The 16963-nt window shown below is 60.3% G+C and carries 13 protein-coding genes and 1 riboswitch; all 13 genes read right to left on the reverse strand.

The features are described from left to right. Positions 1-20 precede the first annotated feature (20 nt). Positions 21-139: riboswitch (molybdenum cofactor riboswitch) on the reverse strand. Between the two features lie 235 nt (positions 140-374). Beyond that, entirely contained in the window at positions 375-1292 is a 918-nt protein-coding gene (locus VLM75_08515) for a substrate-binding domain-containing protein (protein HSV96961.1), read from the reverse strand. Positions 1293-1312: 20 nt separating this feature from the next. After that, positions 1313-2719 carry a PAS domain S-box protein gene (locus tag VLM75_08520; GenBank protein HSV96962.1) on the reverse strand — a complete coding sequence of 469 codons (1407 nt, stop codon included), beginning with the start codon at positions 2717-2719 and terminating at the stop codon, positions 1313-1315. 63 nt (positions 2720-2782) lie between these two features. Next, complete coding sequence (locus tag VLM75_08525) at positions 2783-3454, reverse strand: GNAT family N-acetyltransferase (protein ID HSV96963.1); 672 nt, start codon at positions 3452-3454, stop codon at positions 2783-2785. 74 nt (positions 3455-3528) lie between these two features. Then, on the reverse strand, positions 3529-4188 hold the full coding sequence (locus tag VLM75_08530; protein HSV96964.1) for a hypothetical protein: 660 nt from the start codon (positions 4186-4188) through the stop codon (positions 3529-3531). A gap of 80 nt (positions 4189-4268) precedes the next feature. After that, positions 4269-5189: a cation diffusion facilitator family transporter gene (locus VLM75_08535; GenBank protein HSV96965.1), complete on the reverse strand. Its 921-nt coding sequence runs from the start codon at positions 5187-5189 to the stop codon at positions 4269-4271. 52 nt (positions 5190-5241) lie between these two features. Further along, positions 5242-6396, reverse strand: coding sequence for a glyceraldehyde 3-phosphate dehydrogenase NAD-binding domain-containing protein (locus VLM75_08540; GenBank protein ID HSV96966.1), 1155 nt, complete (start codon positions 6394-6396; stop codon positions 5242-5244). Positions 6397-6462: 66 nt separating this feature from the next. Further along, entirely contained in the window at positions 6463-10863 is a 4401-nt protein-coding gene (locus VLM75_08545) for a PEP/pyruvate-binding domain-containing protein (protein HSV96967.1), read from the reverse strand. A 225-nt stretch (positions 10864-11088) separates the two neighbouring features. Then, complete coding sequence (locus VLM75_08550) at positions 11089-11925, reverse strand: RNA polymerase sigma factor RpoD/SigA (GenBank protein ID HSV96968.1); 837 nt, start codon at positions 11923-11925, stop codon at positions 11089-11091. A gap of 387 nt (positions 11926-12312) precedes the next feature. Next, entirely contained in the window at positions 12313-12513 is a 201-nt protein-coding gene (rpmE, locus tag VLM75_08555) for a 50S ribosomal protein L31 (protein HSV96969.1), read from the reverse strand. A gap of 13 nt (positions 12514-12526) precedes the next feature. Next, complete coding sequence (gene rho / locus VLM75_08560) at positions 12527-13774, reverse strand: transcription termination factor Rho (GenBank protein HSV96970.1); 1248 nt, start codon at positions 13772-13774, stop codon at positions 12527-12529. Between the two features lie 536 nt (positions 13775-14310). Continuing rightward, positions 14311-15285: a helix-turn-helix domain-containing protein gene (locus VLM75_08565; protein ID HSV96971.1), complete on the reverse strand. Its 975-nt coding sequence runs from the start codon at positions 15283-15285 to the stop codon at positions 14311-14313. A 4-nt stretch (positions 15286-15289) separates the two neighbouring features. Further along, positions 15290-16084 carry a 4-hydroxy-tetrahydrodipicolinate reductase gene (dapB, locus tag VLM75_08570; protein ID HSV96972.1) on the reverse strand — a complete coding sequence of 265 codons (795 nt, stop codon included), beginning with the start codon at positions 16082-16084 and terminating at the stop codon, positions 15290-15292. After that, positions 16081-16959 (reverse strand): 4-hydroxy-tetrahydrodipicolinate synthase, encoded by an 879-nt coding sequence (gene dapA, locus VLM75_08575; GenBank protein ID HSV96973.1) that lies wholly within the window; start codon positions 16957-16959, stop codon positions 16081-16083. The genes dapB and dapA overlap by 4 nt, the downstream gene beginning before the upstream one ends. Positions 16960-16963 lie beyond the last annotated feature (4 nt).

The following is a 16963-nucleotide window of genomic DNA, read 5'->3' on the forward strand; positions in this document are numbered from 1 at the left end:
CGTATCACACGGATGATTCTGAAAAACCTGCGCCGTACCCTTTCCAACGCGGGAGGCCGCTCCGTTTCCGGTTCGACCCTGATGCCCTCGTCTCCATGGCCGGATGCCTTAGAAAATGAGGGTCGGGATTACGCTGGAAGTATGCTCAGACATACACCGAAAAAGTCAACCAAATATGTAATATTTTGTTATATACAGTAATATTTTTCATTTTTTAAAAATATAAATCATTATTATTACCATTATACACCAATTATCCGGGAATATATACACGTAATGTTTTGATTATCACCATATTTACTGAAAAAATCATGGAGGAGGGAGTCAACCGAGGGTGGTTGCCAAACGGGGTCTTCCAGAAGTACCATTTATTTTTACGGCGTCGAATACACGATCTTCCCGGAGTCGTTGAAGTCGTAGTTACCCAGCGCGGCGACCTTTGCGCGGAAGTCGGTCGAGTTGAGCGCGCCGATGAAGGCCTGCACCCCCTTCTTGAAGAAGGTCTCCTTGGTGAGCACCATGTCGAAGCTCTCGCGCACGATGGGAGCGAACGGAAGCCCCAGCAGGCGCGACACCGCGACGGTGGCGATTCCCACGTCGGCCTGGCCGGCGAGTATGGCCAGCCCCGCCTCGAAGTGCGTGTAGACCTCGTTTTCGTAGCCGGTGATGGCCGACGGATCGATGCCGCCTTTCTGTAAATGGTAATCCAACAGCAGGCGCGTTCCCGAGCCCTTCTGGCGGTTGACGAAGCGCACGCGCCCTCCGGCGAGATCGGCGAAGGCCTGCACGGGCCGTTCGAGCGAAGTACCCGAGAGAAACCCCAGCTCGCGATAGAACAGGTGCACCACCGCCACGCCGCGCCCTTCGAGATAGCGCGCGAGATACGGGATGTTGTATTCGCCGCTTTCCGGATCGAAGAGATGGCACCACGCCATGTCGGTGGCGCCCTCCGCGAGAAGGCGCAGGCCTTCGCTCGAACCGGTCGAGGACGAAAAGATGTTGAAGCCGTCGCCCTCGTGCTTCATGGTGCCGAGCAGTATGTCGAGCACCGGGTCGTTGCTTCCCGCCGCCAGCAGCGCGTCATCCGTCACGGCGCGCACGCGGTGCTCGTCCTTCACCCCCTCGAGCGCGTGCGAGCGAATCCACTGGTCGATGAGCTGCCGGGGGAACACCCACTTGCCGGTAACGCGCGTGCAGGGGATCCTGCCGTCCTTTATAAGCGCGTATACCTGTTTCTCATGGATGCCAAGGTACTCGGCCACCTGCTTGGTGTTCATCATTTCGCCCGGCATATGTCCCTGCCGCGTCGCCGTCATCGTTTGCTGTGCCGCCGGTATCGCTCGAGCTCCCTGGTGGCCGCTTCCAGCTCGGCCGTGCGCGAAGCGATGCGCTCCTCGAGCTCCTGGTTGAGGCGCCGTACCTCTTCCTGTGCGCGCCGGTGCTCGGTTACGTCGACCAGGCTGAGAATGAGCCCGCCCACGGCGCCGTCGGCCTCCCTCACCGGCTGCAGGCTCCAGTCGCAGTAGATCACGTCCTCGCCGGGACGCGGCGAATAGTCGATCGGGTCCATAAAGGCGTAATGCGGCCGCGCTTTCTCAACAACGCCGCGGAAGGTCGCCCTGTGAGACGGGTTCATGAAAACCTCGAAATGGTTGCGGCCCGGATAAAACTCGGGATCACGGCCGTTAAGCCATGCGTAGGCGTGGTTGACGCGTATGTAGTTGAAGTCCGTATCGAGATAGGCGATCATCAGGTTGATGTTCGAGAACATTTTTTCAAGGAGCTCGTTGTTCCGCCCGAGGGCCTCCTCAACGCGCTTTTTCTCGGTGATGTCCTCGGTGGTCGCCAGGAGGCGCGCCGGAAGGCCGTCCGCGTCGCGGTTGAACACCACGTGGCGGCTCCGCAGCCAACGCCACTCGCCGTTGGCGTGCTTGGCGCGGTACTCGATCTCGGCGATCTCGCTGTCGCCGATCCGGGAGGTCTTGTTCAAATATTCGATCATGCCGGGCGAGTCGTCCGGATGCACCACGATACCCGCCATGCCAAAGCCTTCATCGCGCATTTGCTCCGTCGTGTAGCCGAGGATCTTCGCAGCCTGGCCGTTCGAATAAGCGGTCCTGCGCTTCTTCAAATCGTAGACGTGCAGAATGCTGGGCGTTGTGTCGGCGATGCGCCGAATGAAGTTCCGCGTTACCCGAAGCTCCTTCTCGTGATGCTTCAGCTCCGCCTCGACAGACGCCAGATCGCTGAGGTCCGTGATCAGTATGCACGCGTGCGTCTCTCCGGCCAGGTTCAGGGGGAAGATGGATACGTACGCCGGCACAGTACGCCCGTCGCCGGCACGGAGGTCCAGCTCGATCCTCGCCGCGACGCCGTCGAGTCCCCTGTAGAATAAATCCAGGAAGACATCCATCTCCTCCTGGCTGATGAAATCGTAAAAGTTCGCGCCGGTGATTTTTTCGGGCGGAAAGTCCGTAAGGCGGAGAAAGCCCTGGTTCCAGATGCGGACAGTGGCGTCAGTATCGAGCACAACGGCGCCCTCGTTCATCGTGTCGACGATCGCGCGGTATGCGCGGTCGGCCTCGGCCTGCGCGAAAGGGGCCGGGACACGCCGGGCCGACGCGGTCTTCCCCTTCGTGCCGGCGCCGCCTGCGTTCGGCTCAATCCGTTTTTCGCTCCCAGGGTCGGACCGCCAGGTCGTTTTCGGCTTTCTGCTCATCAGGGAGATAGTACACCCGTGGGGGCCGGGCCTGTCAATATTAATTACCCGGGCGAGGGAGGGTCAGCGTCCGGCGAGACTCTTTACAAAGAGAAGCGCGCGCGCGTCCGGGGCGTCGGGCCACAGCCCCGGCCCGAGCGTGCGCTCCTGTATAAATCCGTGCTTCCGATAAAACGGCAGCGCCTTTTCGTTGCGCATGGAGGTAGACAGGTGTATGCCGGCGACCCCCGCGGCGCGAACACGCGCTTCGAAGAGCTCCATGAGGACCGAGCCGGCCCCGCCACGCTGGAATCCGGCGAGCAGATTGATATGAAGGTGCGCCGGATAGGCCTCGAACACGTCATCCATGGCGCCCTGGGTGGCGCTAATCCGGCGGAAATGCGACAGCGCCCTAAAGGACTCCGGATAGCGCCACCAGCTCACCGCCAGGGCGCGCAGAACGATCCGCGGGATCATTCGGCGACGGAAGCGGCGCGCCTGGGCGCGCGAATCGGTAGTGCCCAGAATGTAGCCCGCAACGCGGTCATCGGCGTCGACGGCGACGAACGCGTTCCACGGTTCATAAAGCGTATAGTAGCTCGCGAAGAGCAATGCGAGAAGCCTGCGGTCATCGAAGCGGCCGCTTCCTTCGAGGTCCTCGCCATGGTAGCCGGTATGGTAACACACCCGGGCTATGCCGGCGGCATCCCCGCGCACGGCCGAACGGAAACGGAGCGGTCCTGAATAAGCGTTCATATCAATTCGCCCTGATTGATTACAGTCAGCGGGACCGTGCGGCCGGGAAAACCGGCGGGGATGCCGACGCGGCGTCAGTTGTAGGTGGCCGAGAACACTATCCCCGCGACCGTATTATACACGGTATAGCGCCCGCTGAAGGGCGCCGAGTCCCGCGTCTGCATCCTGCTTGCGTACGCAAAGATTGCGACCCCCAGGCCCCAGTTATCGGAGACCCACCATTCCTTGCCCGCGGAGACATACACGCCGGCGCCATGATCGGTGCTGCCCTCTGCCTTGTCGATCTCGAGCCGGTCCCTGCTCAAAGTAACCGAACCGGAAATATACATATTGACGGGCATGAAATACCAGCACGCGCCCAGGCCCGTATCAGACATCGTGAGCGTGACGTCGCTTTGCGGGGTGGTCGCGATATAGCCCCGCTCGCCCTTTATGGACGGATCAGTCAGACTGATGGCCCCCAGTTCACCGTAGATGATGAGGTTCTCGAACACCGCCCCCCCAAGCTGAAAACGAAACGCCCCAGCGTTGCCGCTCATCGTAATGTCGCGCCCGCCGACGTCTTTTTCCAGCGTGCGTCCGAACCCAAAACCGGTCTGAAAGCGTAAAAAGAGTCCGTCATGGCGGAAAGCGCTCTCGGGCGGAGCCGCCTCTTCCGGCTGCGCATGGAGCGAACCGACCATCGAGAGTGCAAGAAGCGTCGAAACCGCGATGGCGAAGGCGCGATGTCTCATGCCGCCAGCTTAGTCAATGCCCGGTGAAAAACAAGCACAAAACGGAAAGCGACGCCGGTTCGTCGCCGACGGCGGACCATCTACCGGCAGCAGTTTTCGGGGGTTTCTCCGCATGAGAGACCGCGCTCGACCTGTATGGCCGTGTGGCTAATGCCGAATTCCCGCTTAAGCATGGCGTTCGCGCCGGCGATCACCGCGTCGGTATCGCCGGACTCGCCCGGCAGAGTGCGGATATGGCACGACAGAAAAACCTCGGACGAACTGATCGACCATATATGCAGCCCGTGAACGCCGCACACACCCGGAAGGGCGAGGAGCCCGCGATATACGGCATCGGTATCGACCCCCGACGGCGTCCCCTGCATAAATATCCGCAGGGATTCCCGCACGATGTCCATTGAGCTCCAGATGATCATGACCGCAATCACCAGGGCCACCGCGAGGTCGAGCAGAATGATGTCGGTGAAAACAAGCGCCACGCCCACCCCGATAACGGCGACCGACGAGATCGCATCATACACCATGTGCAGGAAGGCGGCCCGCATGTTGAGGTTGTCTTTTCGGCTGCGGTTGAGCACCAGTATGGAAAACACGTTCCCGGCGAGGCCCACCAGCGCGACGGGCAGCAGGATGTAAGGGTTCACCGGCACCGGGTTCATGTACCGCTCGACCGCTTCGTAGACAATGTACAGGCCGATGGCCACGAGGCTGAGGGCGTTTACGAGCGCCACGAGCACCTCGAAGCGCTTGAGGCCGAAGGTAAAACGGCGGCTTGGAAAGCCCTTCGAGACGCGCTCCCCCGCGTATCCGAGCGCGAGCGCGAGGACGTCGGCCAGATTGTGTCCTGCGTCGGAGATGAGCGCGAGGCTTCCAGAAAGCACGCCCCCGATGTATTGCGCCGCGGCAATGACGGCGTTGAACGCTATTACCAGAAGGAGCTTCCTCCCCCCGGTCCACTCGCGGCATTCGCCGGCATGGTCGTGATGATGACGGTGATGCACGCTCCCGCCCCTCCTGTCAGATCCGTCCGTATCTTGCATATAGCGCATGCGCTCAGTGTTTTCCCGTCAGCAGATCATAGAGCCTTCCCAGCGAACAGACGTAGCCGAACTCGTTGTCGTACCAGAAGTTGAGGTCGACCATGGTGTAGTACCGGTCGCCCCGCTTCGACGTACGACGGTGGGTGAACCTGGAATCGTAGATCGTCGAGTGGGTGCATCCCACGATGTCGGCGCTTACCAACTGCTCTTCCGAGTAGCGCATGATGTCCGGATTCTTGCGCGCGTACTCCCTGAACATTCCGTGGACGTGTTCGTTGTCGTAATCTCCCAGGAGCGACACGTCGAGGATCACGATCGAGCCGGTCATGGTGGGCACACGGATCGACGATGCCTGGGAGCCTATGCCCAGTTCGCGGATGTCGGGGATCACCTCTATCACCGCGTTCGCCGCGCCGGTCGAGGTCGGTATCATGTTGTTCAGCGTGGAGCGCTTTTTGCGTGTGTCCTTTTCGCCGTCTTTCGGAAGAATGTCCAGCACGCTCTGGGAGTTCGTCGCCGCGTGCACCGTGGTGAGCGAGTACGAGATGAAGCGCTCGCCGAAATGGTCCACAAGGGCCTTGATCGGCGGGGCGCAGCAGTTGGTGGTGCACGACGCGTTCGATATCACGCTGTGCCGCGCGGAGTCATACGCCGAAAAGTTCACGCCGCCAACGAGCGTCACCGCGTCATCGGGCATCGGAGTTCCCTTCTTTTTTATCTTGAATGGGGCGCTGAGCACCACCTTCTTCGCATGGCCGAGGTGCCCCCGGAGAGCGTTTTCGTCGTTCACCGTCGGATCGGTGTACTTGCCGGTCGTGTCAAACACCACCTCCACGCCGTTCTCCGCCCAGGGCACGCCGCCCGGCGTACGGTGTGCGGCGTCCGAAAGCCAAATGATCCTCACGCCGTTGAGAAACAGTTCGCCGTTTTTCACCTCGACCGCGCCCCGGCCCAGAAAGCCCCCCACGAAACGCGAATAGGGACCGTAGGTCGAATCGTACCCGAGGTAGGTCGCAAGGTCCTCCACCCCCCGGCCCGTCTTTCTGCCCGTCGCGATCACGACCGCCCCGTGCTCCTTCCTCGCCGAGATGAGCCATACCAGAAGCTTGCCGATTCGGCCGATGCCGAAAACGCCGACCGGCGCCTTCGGCGACACTGCACTGCTCATACCGCACCTCCGTAGACCACTGCTCTGTTTATGACAGGATTGTCTTCTCCCTTCCGCCAATCCATTTTACAACCTTTTTTTAACCGTCGCGTGAAAGCCCGAGTATACGTGCCCGGTCGAACCGTCTATGGTCAGAAAATCCCCCTCGGCTATCACGAACCGCCCCTTTCCCTGCGCCTCGAGGTTCACAACCGCGCGGTTGGCCCCTTCGTCGACCCTCATGACCGAGAAGTCGCTCACGCCGGATTTTTCGAGCCGGCGCATCTGCAGAACGGCGTGCGAGGTCATGCCGCCCACGCTGGTAAGAATGCCTTCCGATTTCTTTATGCCGATCACGTCCTCGGGGTTGGTCTCCGGCCTCACCAGAATGATCTTGTCGCCTTTAAAACGCTTGCGAATGATATCGATCCGGTCGATATCGAACACCGCGCGCCCGCAGACCGCGCCGCCCGAGGCGGCCAGCCCCTTGCCCAGCAGGTATTCCAACAGAGCGAGCGGTCCCTCATCGAGCTCGTCCGTCTCGAAGATGTGATTGGTGATGCCGCGTATCTGGAGAATATAGAGCGTATCGTTCTCAAGGGTGAATTCTATCTCTACCTCGTTGCCCCAGCGCTCGCGGATGCGCTTCACGGCATCGTACACCTTGCGGTACTGCTCGGGATAGCTTCGCTCCATGGACGAGAATGGACTCGAGGCCGTGTAGGTCGAGCGCTGCTGTTCGCTGATCGGGAACACGCGCGCCACGCCGCTGACGATGTCGTGCCCCTGTGCGCGGGTCTTGTACTCGCCGAAGAGGCCGATGTTCTCGTAGCCCAGGTAGTGGCTGTGCACGACGCCGGTGATGGAATTGGGAGAGTTGTTGCCGAAGACCATCTTCTGTACGATGACCGCCGTGCCCCACTCGTCGGACATGTTGACGAACTGCCGGTAGTTGCGTGCAACCGGCGAGTTCCACGACTGGTACACCGCCACGATCGCATGATAGAGCTGTTCGTAGTGGTCCTTCGGCACCGAGAAACCGGCCCGGTTGATCGCATAGCGGTATTTCTTGGTGAGTATCTCCATCTGCCTGCCGGTAAGCTTCTCCTTGAGGTCGACGGCCGCCTCCTCCTTGGCCTGCGTCATGAGCCGCTCGTAGAGCGCGCGGTCCATCCCGTAATAGGAGAGCGCGAAGTCGTGGATAAGCCTCCTGTAGCAGTCGTAGGCGAACCAGGGGTCCTGCCGCGCGTAATAATCGATGACGTCCTGGGTGATCCCGACGTTCGTTATGGTGTCCATCACGCCAGGCATCGAGAACACCCCGCCGCTTCGCACCGACAGAAGCACCGGGTTGGAGGGATTGCCGAAGCGCCCGTCGGTGAGCCGGTCGACGTACTGCCTGAGCGAGAAGATGATCTTGCGCTGAAAGCGCGGATTGCGCACGTCGCCCTCGCGCAGGCGCTTGTAGAGCTCGGCCGAGAGCACTATGCCCTCGGGCACGCTTATGCTTTCCATGTTCGCGGCGATCACCAGCCCCTGCGCCTTGCCTCCGGCGAGCCACAGCGGCACGAAGAGCTCGCTGTAGGAATGCCGTCCCGGGTATTTGCCAATGGGGAAGAAGATATCCCCTTTGGCGCGCCGAACATCGCACGCATTGAGGCACACCGAATCGTCGCCCCGCCCAAGGGCCTGGTCCATGCGCTCCCGCAGGCGGATGAGCATGTTGTCGAAGAGCTGGAGCAGCGGCGAGAGCATGATCTGGCTGCGCAGAAAACGGTCGGCGATGACGTCGGCGCTGCCGCGGCCTTCGCCGGGAAGATAATCCTCAACGATTCGGCCGGCGCCTATATTGTTGATGATGGCGGTACAGACGTACTTGTACATCTCGTTGAAGTGGTCCGACACCTCTCCGTGGATGGTGAAGAGGCTCGTGACGATGTCCCTGAACTGGGACAGCCTGAGATTCGGCGCGTCCATGAGGCTCAGGACCGAGCGCATCTCCTGGCCTGAAAGGCCGTCAATCTCGAAGGTCCTGCCGAAAAGTCGCATAACGCGGCGCGTCTCCCCGAAGTCAAGCGCCCTGCCGGAGAAGACGCTGCACGTTTCCACCATGGACTCGAAGAGCCTTTCGCGGATGAGGTTGCAGTGGAAGAACACCTTCAGCGTGTCGAACTTCTTCTCCTTGTACGAGCCGTACATGGAGGGAATGCCGAACGCGATGTGCCGCTTGAACTCGATGGTGTCGAGCGGCTCGAACACCTTTCCCGAAAGCAGGATGTCCCACTTGAGCGAATACTGGAGGTCGAGCAGCGCCCCGAGCGCCGCGTACGGGTCGCTTCCGCGCAGCGCCTCGAACAGGTCCTCCGGCGGGGCGAAGAGCCCCTCGCGCGCGTACGCCTCGAGCTTCTCGACGTCGCGCACCTTAGAAAAGTTGTACTTGTCGAAGATCATGCGGTAGACGTGCAGAAAGGTGATGAACTTCTCGATGTTGACCCTTGAGATGTCGAGAAAGCGCACGTTCTCGAACATCTTCCGGAATTCCTCGTCCGAGATGTCGTAGAGGAACTTCCATATCTTCGTCTTCGAGGTGTCGATGTCGAACATGTTCTTGATGAAATGCAGCATCTTAGTCATCTCGGCGGGAAAGCGCGTGTCGAAATACTCCTCGAAACAGCCGATGGCGTCCGTGCGCTCCGCGTCGCTCACGCCCTGCATCGCCGCCACGGCGGCGAATTCGATGAAGCGCTTCTTCCCCACCGCGCCCAGGAAGTCCCAGAAGTGCCCGTCGGCGACTTCGCTGAAATGCCTCCGCGCGGCCTCGAACAGCGCCTGCGCCGCCGGTTCGTTGTCGAGATTGATCAGACGCCAGGCGCGCGGCAGGGTATCGTACACCTCCGCCGGCACCAGGCCCTCGAGCAGGCGCCCCTCGCCGGTCATCCAGAATTCCATGATACGCTGAATGAGGAGCACCGTGCGGCTCGACGACTCCACGTGCACCTGCTTCCTGAGAAAGTGCACCAGGTCGTTCATCCGGTGGTTGGTGTCGATCTTCTCGGTGAAGGAGCGTATGTCGCCCGTCGCCCCGATATCGTGATAAAAGGCGGGAAAGACCGCCGCAAGCGAGGTGATGAGATGGAATACGTCCTTATAATCGCTGTTGAGGAGCTGCGAGATGTCTCGCTGGAAGACATCTGTGTCCTTGAGGAACACGCCGCCGAGCTTCAGGTTGACGATGAGCCCGGCGGCGAGCTTCTTCATGACAGGCGGATCGATCTCGATGAGCCGCATCCACGTGCGGATGTTCTCAAGGTGGCTGGAGTTGACGATCACCGACCAGTCCGATGCGATGCCGGAGAACTCGGGGAATCGAAAGCGCGACTGGATGAGGATGTCCACGAAATGGTCGATGAGCGAGACCCTTCCGGACTCGACGACCGTCTTGCCGATGGTGTAGATGGTGGCGAAGGCCGAATAATAGCTACCGTCCGATTCGACCTCACGCAGGAGGAGCGGCATCACCATGTCGACGACGCTTTTAAGGAGCGAACCCCGACCCGAGCCGTCGAGCGCACCGCAGAAGGAGGCGACGCTACGCGAGATGAAAAGCTGGAGGTCCCGGTCATCGCCCTCCTGCGCCCTGCGGATGAGGAAGGCGAGCAGCGCGAGAACCCCCTCCTCGCTCGAAACGGAGCCCCGTTCCACAAGACCCCTGCCGACCGCGCAGATGCGCTCCCACGTGCGCGTGTTGCGCGAGAAATCGGCCACGGATGCGATCCGCGCGAAGCGTTCCGCCGCGCTCCCCGCATTGGGCCGGGCGGCCAGAAGCACATCCTCCCGCTTCCTGCGCTGCGAAACCTTTTCCAGAAGCTCGAAGAGCTCCGCGGTGCCGGCGTCACGGCCCAGCGCCGCGCGCAGATTCTCCACCTCGACATCGCGCGCCGAGACCGATCGCTCCGCGTGAAGGGCGAGCTGCCCCACGAGCAGGTCGCTTACCAGGTCGAGGATGCCGTCCCCCGCACCGGAGTTCGCCGCGAGGACGCCACCGACCCTGCAAACCCTTTCGTTGACCCCCTCGAAATAATAGCCGTCGGCGCTCTCGCGCTTCATGAGGTCCAGGTAGTCGCGGGCGAACTCGTGGAAACGGAGCGCGATCGGCCCAAGCTCGGCGCGCCCCTCCGCGATCGCAGTGAGTACGAACAGGTACCGGTCGAAAAATGTCTCGCCGGCCCTGAGGGTGGATCCCTTTTTTCTTAGCGTGGCCTCGCGCAGGTAGTGGAAGATGACCGGCAGCACCGTATCCGCGTGGGGGGAAATATCGTGGATATGATCGAACAGGTACGAGCGGATGCCCGCCACCACATGTTTCCAGTCGATATTGGGGTGCGACATCTCCGCGATGAGACTCTCAACCCTCACGATGGCGCCGGCCCGCCCCTCGATCGGGACAAGCAGGTTCCGCGGATCATAAGCGTCGGGTTCGACCATCATGCCGCCCTATCGGCGAGTCCGCCGATCATTTGTCGGTAGCGCTGATGCAGAATGTGAAATCATCGGGTTCGCCCGGTGTGCGTGATATCCGTTTTATACTATTATAATAAATATTTACGAATAGCCCCTGTTGTGTCAACGACAAGTCGCCCCGGAAAAACAAAAAAGGAGGATGGGGATCCTCCTGAAGCGGGAATGGGGTAGAGACCGGCTTGGGCAAGCCTGTTACATCAGATAGTTTTCCAGGTGCGCGTACGTCTTCCTGATTTTCTTCATGGCCCTCGACTCGATCTGCCGCACCGTTTCGGCGGAGATGCCGAATTCGGCCCCCACCTCCTTCAGCGTGACCGGCCGCTCGTCGTCGAAACCGAAGCGCATCCGTAAAATCTTTTTTTCGTTATTCATGAGCGAGGACATCGCCTCTTCCAGTTCCCCGCGGAGATCCTTCCGGTAAACGGCCTGGTCGGGCGACTGGTACTTCTCGTCGCACACCACCTCATAGAGGTTGAACTCGTCGTCGTTGAGCGGATGCTCGAGCGATACCGTCGGCTGAAACACCTCGATGATATCGACCACCGTGTTCTCATCGACCCCCAGGAGATCGGCGATCTCCCTGGTCGACGGCTCCTTGCCCAGGTCGTTCGTCAGCGATTCCTGCGCCATCCTGACCTTTTTGAAGAGGTCGCCCTTGCGAATCGGGATGCGGATTGCCCGGCTCCGTTTTGCGATAAAGCGGGTGATGTAATGCTTTATCCAGTACGACGCGTAGGTCGAAAAACGGCAGCCCATCTTGTAATCGAACTTCTCGGCCGCCCGCATGAGACCGATGTTCCCCTCCTGCACCAGGTCGATGAGCGAGGGTTCCAGGCCGGTGTAGTTCTTCGCAATCTTGACCACCAGTCGAAGGTTGGCGTTTACAAGCCGCTCCCTGGCGAGCTCGTCTCCTTCTCCTTTCGCGATGGCCAGCTCGACTTCCTCCTCGGCCGTGAGGAGCTTCACCGCGTTGATTGCGTGGAAATACTGACTGATGCTGATTTCATCATAGCCTTCGTACGCTCTCATGCAACTCTCCTTCTCTAAGGGGTACTGACCATTAACAAGCAATAATCGTTCCAGAAGTCCCTGCGCTCGATCATTAATCAATATTACTTCAAACAGCGCCCCTGGCGGAAACACGATCGTCCCGGGAGCGCAAAAGCGCCGGTTTTTCCAGTATAAACAGCGTTTATGCGGTTTATTTTACGTGCATCGACTGCGGAAGGCGGCTATATTCATGCGCTCCGGCAAAGTGGAGGTACCGGTATATCCTGATAGGGCCGTTCGACCGGCAACAAATAGCGCATCTGGAGTGTAAAAAGCACACAATAGTGTATTATTTACACATATCTCGCTCGCCAGTGTGTAATTTTTACACTGGTGGTTCTTTTCGAATAGATAGTGCGCGGGGGGTTACTTGATGTTATACTTCTTTTTAAATTTATCCACGCGTCCGGTGGCGTCCAGAATCTTGTGCTGCTTCGTATAGAAGGGATGGCATGCGGAGCATATTTCCACGCGGAGGTCCTTGGAGGTCGAGCGCGTCTTGATCTCGTTTCCACACGCGCACCTGACGACGGTTTCCTTATATTCGGGATGAATGTTCGGCTTCATTTCAGTCTCCTCATCATGTATTCATCGCCTTGAAGAACGCCTTGTTGTTCTTCGTGGCCTTCATTTTCTCAACCAGTAGCTCCATCGCCTCGGTGGGACTCATCGCCGAGATGACTTTGCGCAGTATCCATAGCTTGTTAAGCTCCTCATCGTCAAGCAGTAATTCCTCTTTGCGCGTTCCCGATTTGTTGATGTCGATGGCCGGGAATATGCGCCGGTCGGAGAGCTTGCGGTCCAGGTGCAGCTCGGAATTACCCGTACCCTTGAACTCCTCGAAGATGACCTCGTCCATGCGGCTTCCGGTGTCGACGAGCGCCGTGGCCAGAATGGTGAGGCTCCCGCCCTCCTCGATATTGCGCGCCGCGCCGAAGAAGCGCTTGGGCTTGTGCAGGGCGTTGGAGTCCACGCCGCCCGAGAGGATCTTGCCGCTGGTCGGCACCACCTGGTTGTACGCGCGCGCCAGGCGCGTGATCGAATCGAGCAGGATGACGACGTCCTTCTTGTGCTCCACGAGTCGTTTGGCCTTTTCGAGCACCATCTCGGTCACCTGCACGTGGCGCGAGGCGGGCTCGTCGAAGGTGGACGATATCACCTCGCCGTTGACCGTGCGCTGCATGTCGGTGACCTCTTCGGGGCGCTCGTCTATGAGCAGCACGATGAGGAATATTTCGGGATGATTGGTGGTGATGGAATTGGCGATCTTCTGCAACAGCATGGTTTTACCGGTCCTCGGCGGGGCGACGATGAGAGCGCGCTGACCCTTGCCGAAGGGCGTCATGATGTTGACGATGCGCATGTCGACATTTTCCGACGCGGTCTCCATTACGATGCGCTCCATCGGATACAGGGGCGTAAGGTTGTCGAAGAGCGTCCGGCTCTGCAGGCGGTCCGGGTCTTCGAAGTTGACGGCCTCCACCCGGAGCAGCGCGTAGAAACGCTCGTTGTCCTTGGGGGGCCGTATCTGACCGGTGACGGTGTCGCCGGTGCGCAGACCGAAGAGGCGTATCTGCGACGGGGAAACGTAGATGTCGTCGGGACCGGGCAGATAGTTGTAATTCGGGGAGCGCAAAAATCCGTACCCGTCGCTGAGTATCTCGAGCACGCCGCTCGAAAAGATAAGGCCGTTACGCTCGGTCTGGGCCTTGAGCAGCTCGAAGATCATGTCCTGCTTCTTGAGACCGGAAACGCCATCGACGCCCATGGTGCGCGAAAGCGCCAGAAGCTCGTTGATGGTCTTGGATTTCAGGTCGGAGAGGTCCAGCCTGTTTTCGGGCGGAAGATTGCGCCTGTGAGGCGCCGGCGAAGCGCTCTCTCCACCGTTTTCTCCGGCCGGCCGGGGCGACGCGGAACCGCTTCTTTTTTCTTCGTCCGAGCCGGCGGTATACCTGCCCTCAGGCCTGGAAGTCCCGTTTACTCGTGCCATAATTCACCTTTGCTGTTATTAAGAGTCTCTCGTGTTCCGTCACACAGGATTGTCGATGGTAATGCCGCTCTCCAAAAATGCCGTACGGCGGGAAGGCACATAAAAACAGTGCCGCACTATACTCGATTCGCTAATGGCCGAAGATTGTGTTTCTTCCAAGGATGTGTTTTCGCCGAATCTGCGCTGTCTATCGTTCGATACCGTATGGTAATCCGCTTCTGCAAGGCACCCCGACGGGCCGCCGAAAAGCACCGCAGCCACGAAGGCTTAAAGATCAAACGCTTTTTACACCGCACCGAGGCAAGGAGGTTGTCGTTAACTGCCCGTCTCTGCGTACAATATAGTTCGCCGCAGATTTTCGTCAACAAAATTTTTCACTTTTTAGGCCCGCGCCCTGTCCGCCCCTTGTCAACTATACCCAGCTTTTTCATCCGCGCCGAGAGCGTCGCGCGCGAAAGGCCCAGGTCTTCGGCCGCCTTTTTGGCGTCCCCGCCCTGAGCGATGATGGCATTAACGATGGCGGTCCGCTCGGCCGACTCGAGCGTCTGCGCGAGCGGCTGTTTCTTCCCTCTGCGGGCGGCCTTCCCTCCGGCCGACGGCGCGTTCAGCTCCCTTCCGCAGTAAATGAGGTATCCCACGTTTTTACCGCCGCTCTGAAACGGCACCTTCTCGTAGTAGATGCGCATATCCTTGTTGTAAAAATAGGGTTCATCGCTGCCGTCCGCGCGGGTATGCACCTCGTTTTTGTCGGAATTGCCGAGCGACTTCTCGACGAACGCCGTATCGACCTCGCGCTTGAGCGCCGCCTCGTACAGGTCCTCGAAATGGCTGTTGTAGAAGATGGTGCCCCCCCTCTCGTTCAGGGCGTACAGGGCCCGGGGGATGTGTTCGAGGATGAGGTATATCATCCACTCCATCGCCTGCTTCTCGCGGTCCCCGGCGGCGTCAGCGGCCGTGGACTCGGCCCCGCGCGGCGACTCGCAGGCGGCGAGGAGCTGGAGGCGCGACCAGGTGCCCTGGATTTCACCGAAGAGGTTGATGGTGACGAACTCGCGGTTTTCGGCCACATGGGGCAGTACCTCGTCCAGCCGCATTTTGCGCGCGAGGCCCGTGATGAACGCGTCGATGGAGAGTTTTGCCGCGCGCTCGATATCGCTGAGCTCGGCGACGACATCTTCCTTCCTTAATATTCCGAGCAGTATACCGCGATGGGATACCACGGGGACGAGGGGCACGTTGTTCATGTAAAAAATCCTCACCACGTCCTCGGGCTTTTTGGCCCCGGGGTCGTAGGGATTCTCCCGGAATTCCCTGAAACCGCCCTTGCCTTCCCCCCGTTTTTCAGTCATCTGCTTATATACCCAGTACATCGAACATCGAGTAGAGCCCCGGCTTCCGGCCCGCTATATACTCGAGGGCCCGCACGGCCCCTCGCGCGAAGTTGTCGCGACTGGTTGCGCGGTGGGTGAGCTCCACGCGCTCGCCGATCCCGGCGAAGTAGACCGTGTGCTCGCCGACGATATCGCCGCCGCGCAGCACCTGCACGCCGATCTCGCCCGATGTGCGCCCGCCGATGATGCCGCTGCGGTCGTACGCCTCGCCCGCCGCGGTCAGATGGCCCGACGAGCCCTTCACCACCTCGATGAGGCGCTTGGCGGTGCCGGATGGGGCGTCCTTCTTGAAGCGATGGTGCGCCTCGAAGACCTCGACGTCGAAGTCGTCGCCGAGAACGCGCGCGGCGGTCTCGGTGAGGCGAAAGAGCAGGTTGACGCCAACCGACATGTTGGGCGACACCAAAAGCGGGATCGAGCGCGCGGCCTCTTCGAAGCGGCGGCGCTGCTCGTTCGAAAAGCCCGTGGTGCCCACAACGAGCGGCTTGCCCAGGCCCTGGGCAAGGGAGAGGAGCTGCATGGTGGCGGCCGGCGCGGAGAAGTCGATAAGGCCGTCCACCCGCGCGGCGTCGGCCTCGTTGATCGCGGAGACCAGCACGCCGGTGTTTTCGCCGTGAAGCAGGGACCCCACGTCCTTACCCATGCAGGGCGCGGAGGGCGCGTCGAAGGCGGCAAGCGCCGTGTGGCCGCGCTCTACAAGGACGCGCAGGATGGCCGTTCCCATCCTGCCCGAAACCCCGCAGAGCCCCGCTCTCACAGCTTAACCCCGTAGTCGACAAGGGCCTGGCGCAGCTTCGCGCGGTGCTCGTCGGAGAGCGGGACCAGCGGCAGCCGGATGTCGCCGGCGCAGCGTCCCATCATCTCCATCGCCGCCTTGACCGGTATGGGATTTGTCTCGTAAAACATGGCGCGGCAGAGCGGGAGTATCTTATAGAAAAGCGTTCTGGACTCGTCGAATCTGCCTTCGTTAAACAGGGTCACGATCTTCTTCATGTCGGCGGGCAGCACGTTGGCGAGGACCGAGATGACCCCCTTCCCGCCGATGGCGAGCAGCGGCAGGAGCAGGTTGTCGTCGCCCGAAAGCAGCGTGAGGCGGTCGCCGCAGAGCTCGATGACGCGCATCATCTGCACGAGGTCGCCGGTGGCCTCCTTGATGGCGACGATGTTGGGCGCGCGGCCCAACAGCTCCAGTATGCTCTCCGGCAGAAAGTTGACGGCCGTGCGGACCGGTATGTTATAGAGGATAACCGGTATGGCGATCGATTTCGCCACGGTCTCGAAATGGGCGACGAGCCCCCTCTGGGGCGGCCTGTTGTAATAGGGGTTTACGAGCAGCACCCCGTCCACGCCGTATTCCTGCGCGGCCTGGGAAAGGTGCACCGCCTCGCGGGTTGAGTTGGAGCCCGTTCCGGCGATCACCTTCACCCGTTTGTCGACCATCGCGACCACGCGCTTTACGTATTCCTTGTGCTCCTCGAACGAAAGCGTGGGCGATTCCCCGGTCGTGCCGACCGGCACCACGCCGTCCACACCGCCCTTCACCTGCGCCTCGATCAGACCCTCGAGCGAGGTATAATCTATTTTGTCGTCCCGAAACGGCGTTACGAGCGCCGTAAACACACCCTTGAACATGACA

This window comes from Spirochaetota bacterium, from assembly GCA_035477215.1.
Classification (GTDB): Bacteria; Spirochaetota; UBA4802; order UBA4802; family UBA5368; genus MVZN01.

Bases quoted from the DNA above. Each gene is read 5' to 3' on its own strand.
- dapA (HSV96973.1), bottom strand. From the start codon at position 16,959: ATGTTCAAGGGTGTGTTTACGGCGCTCGTAACGCCGTTTCGGGACGAC.
- VLM75_08540 (HSV96966.1), bottom strand. From the start codon at position 6,396: ATGAGCAGTGCAGTGTCGCCGAAGGCGCCGGTCGGCGTTTTCGGCATC.
- VLM75_08565 (HSV96971.1), bottom strand. From the start codon at position 15,285: ATGACTGAAAAACGGGGGGAAGGCAAGGGCGGTTTCAGGGAATTCCGG.
- VLM75_08550 (HSV96968.1), bottom strand. From the start codon at position 11,925: ATGAGAGCGTACGAAGGCTATGATGAAATCAGCATCAGTCAGTATTTC.
- VLM75_08525 (HSV96963.1), bottom strand. From the start codon at position 3,454: ATGAACGCTTATTCAGGACCGCTCCGTTTCCGTTCGGCCGTGCGCGGG.
- VLM75_08515 (HSV96961.1), bottom strand. From the start codon at position 1,292: ATGCCGGGCGAAATGATGAACACCAAGCAGGTGGCCGAGTACCTTGGC.
- rpmE (HSV96969.1), bottom strand. From the start codon at position 12,513: ATGAAGCCGAACATTCATCCCGAATATAAGGAAACCGTCGTCAGGTGC.
- VLM75_08520 (HSV96962.1), bottom strand. From the start codon at position 2,719: ATGAGCAGAAAGCCGAAAACGACCTGGCGGTCCGACCCTGGGAGCGAA.
- VLM75_08545 (HSV96967.1), bottom strand. From the start codon at position 10,863: ATGATGGTCGAACCCGACGCTTATGATCCGCGGAACCTGCTTGTCCCG.
- VLM75_08530 (HSV96964.1), bottom strand. From the start codon at position 4,188: ATGAGACATCGCGCCTTCGCCATCGCGGTTTCGACGCTTCTTGCACTC.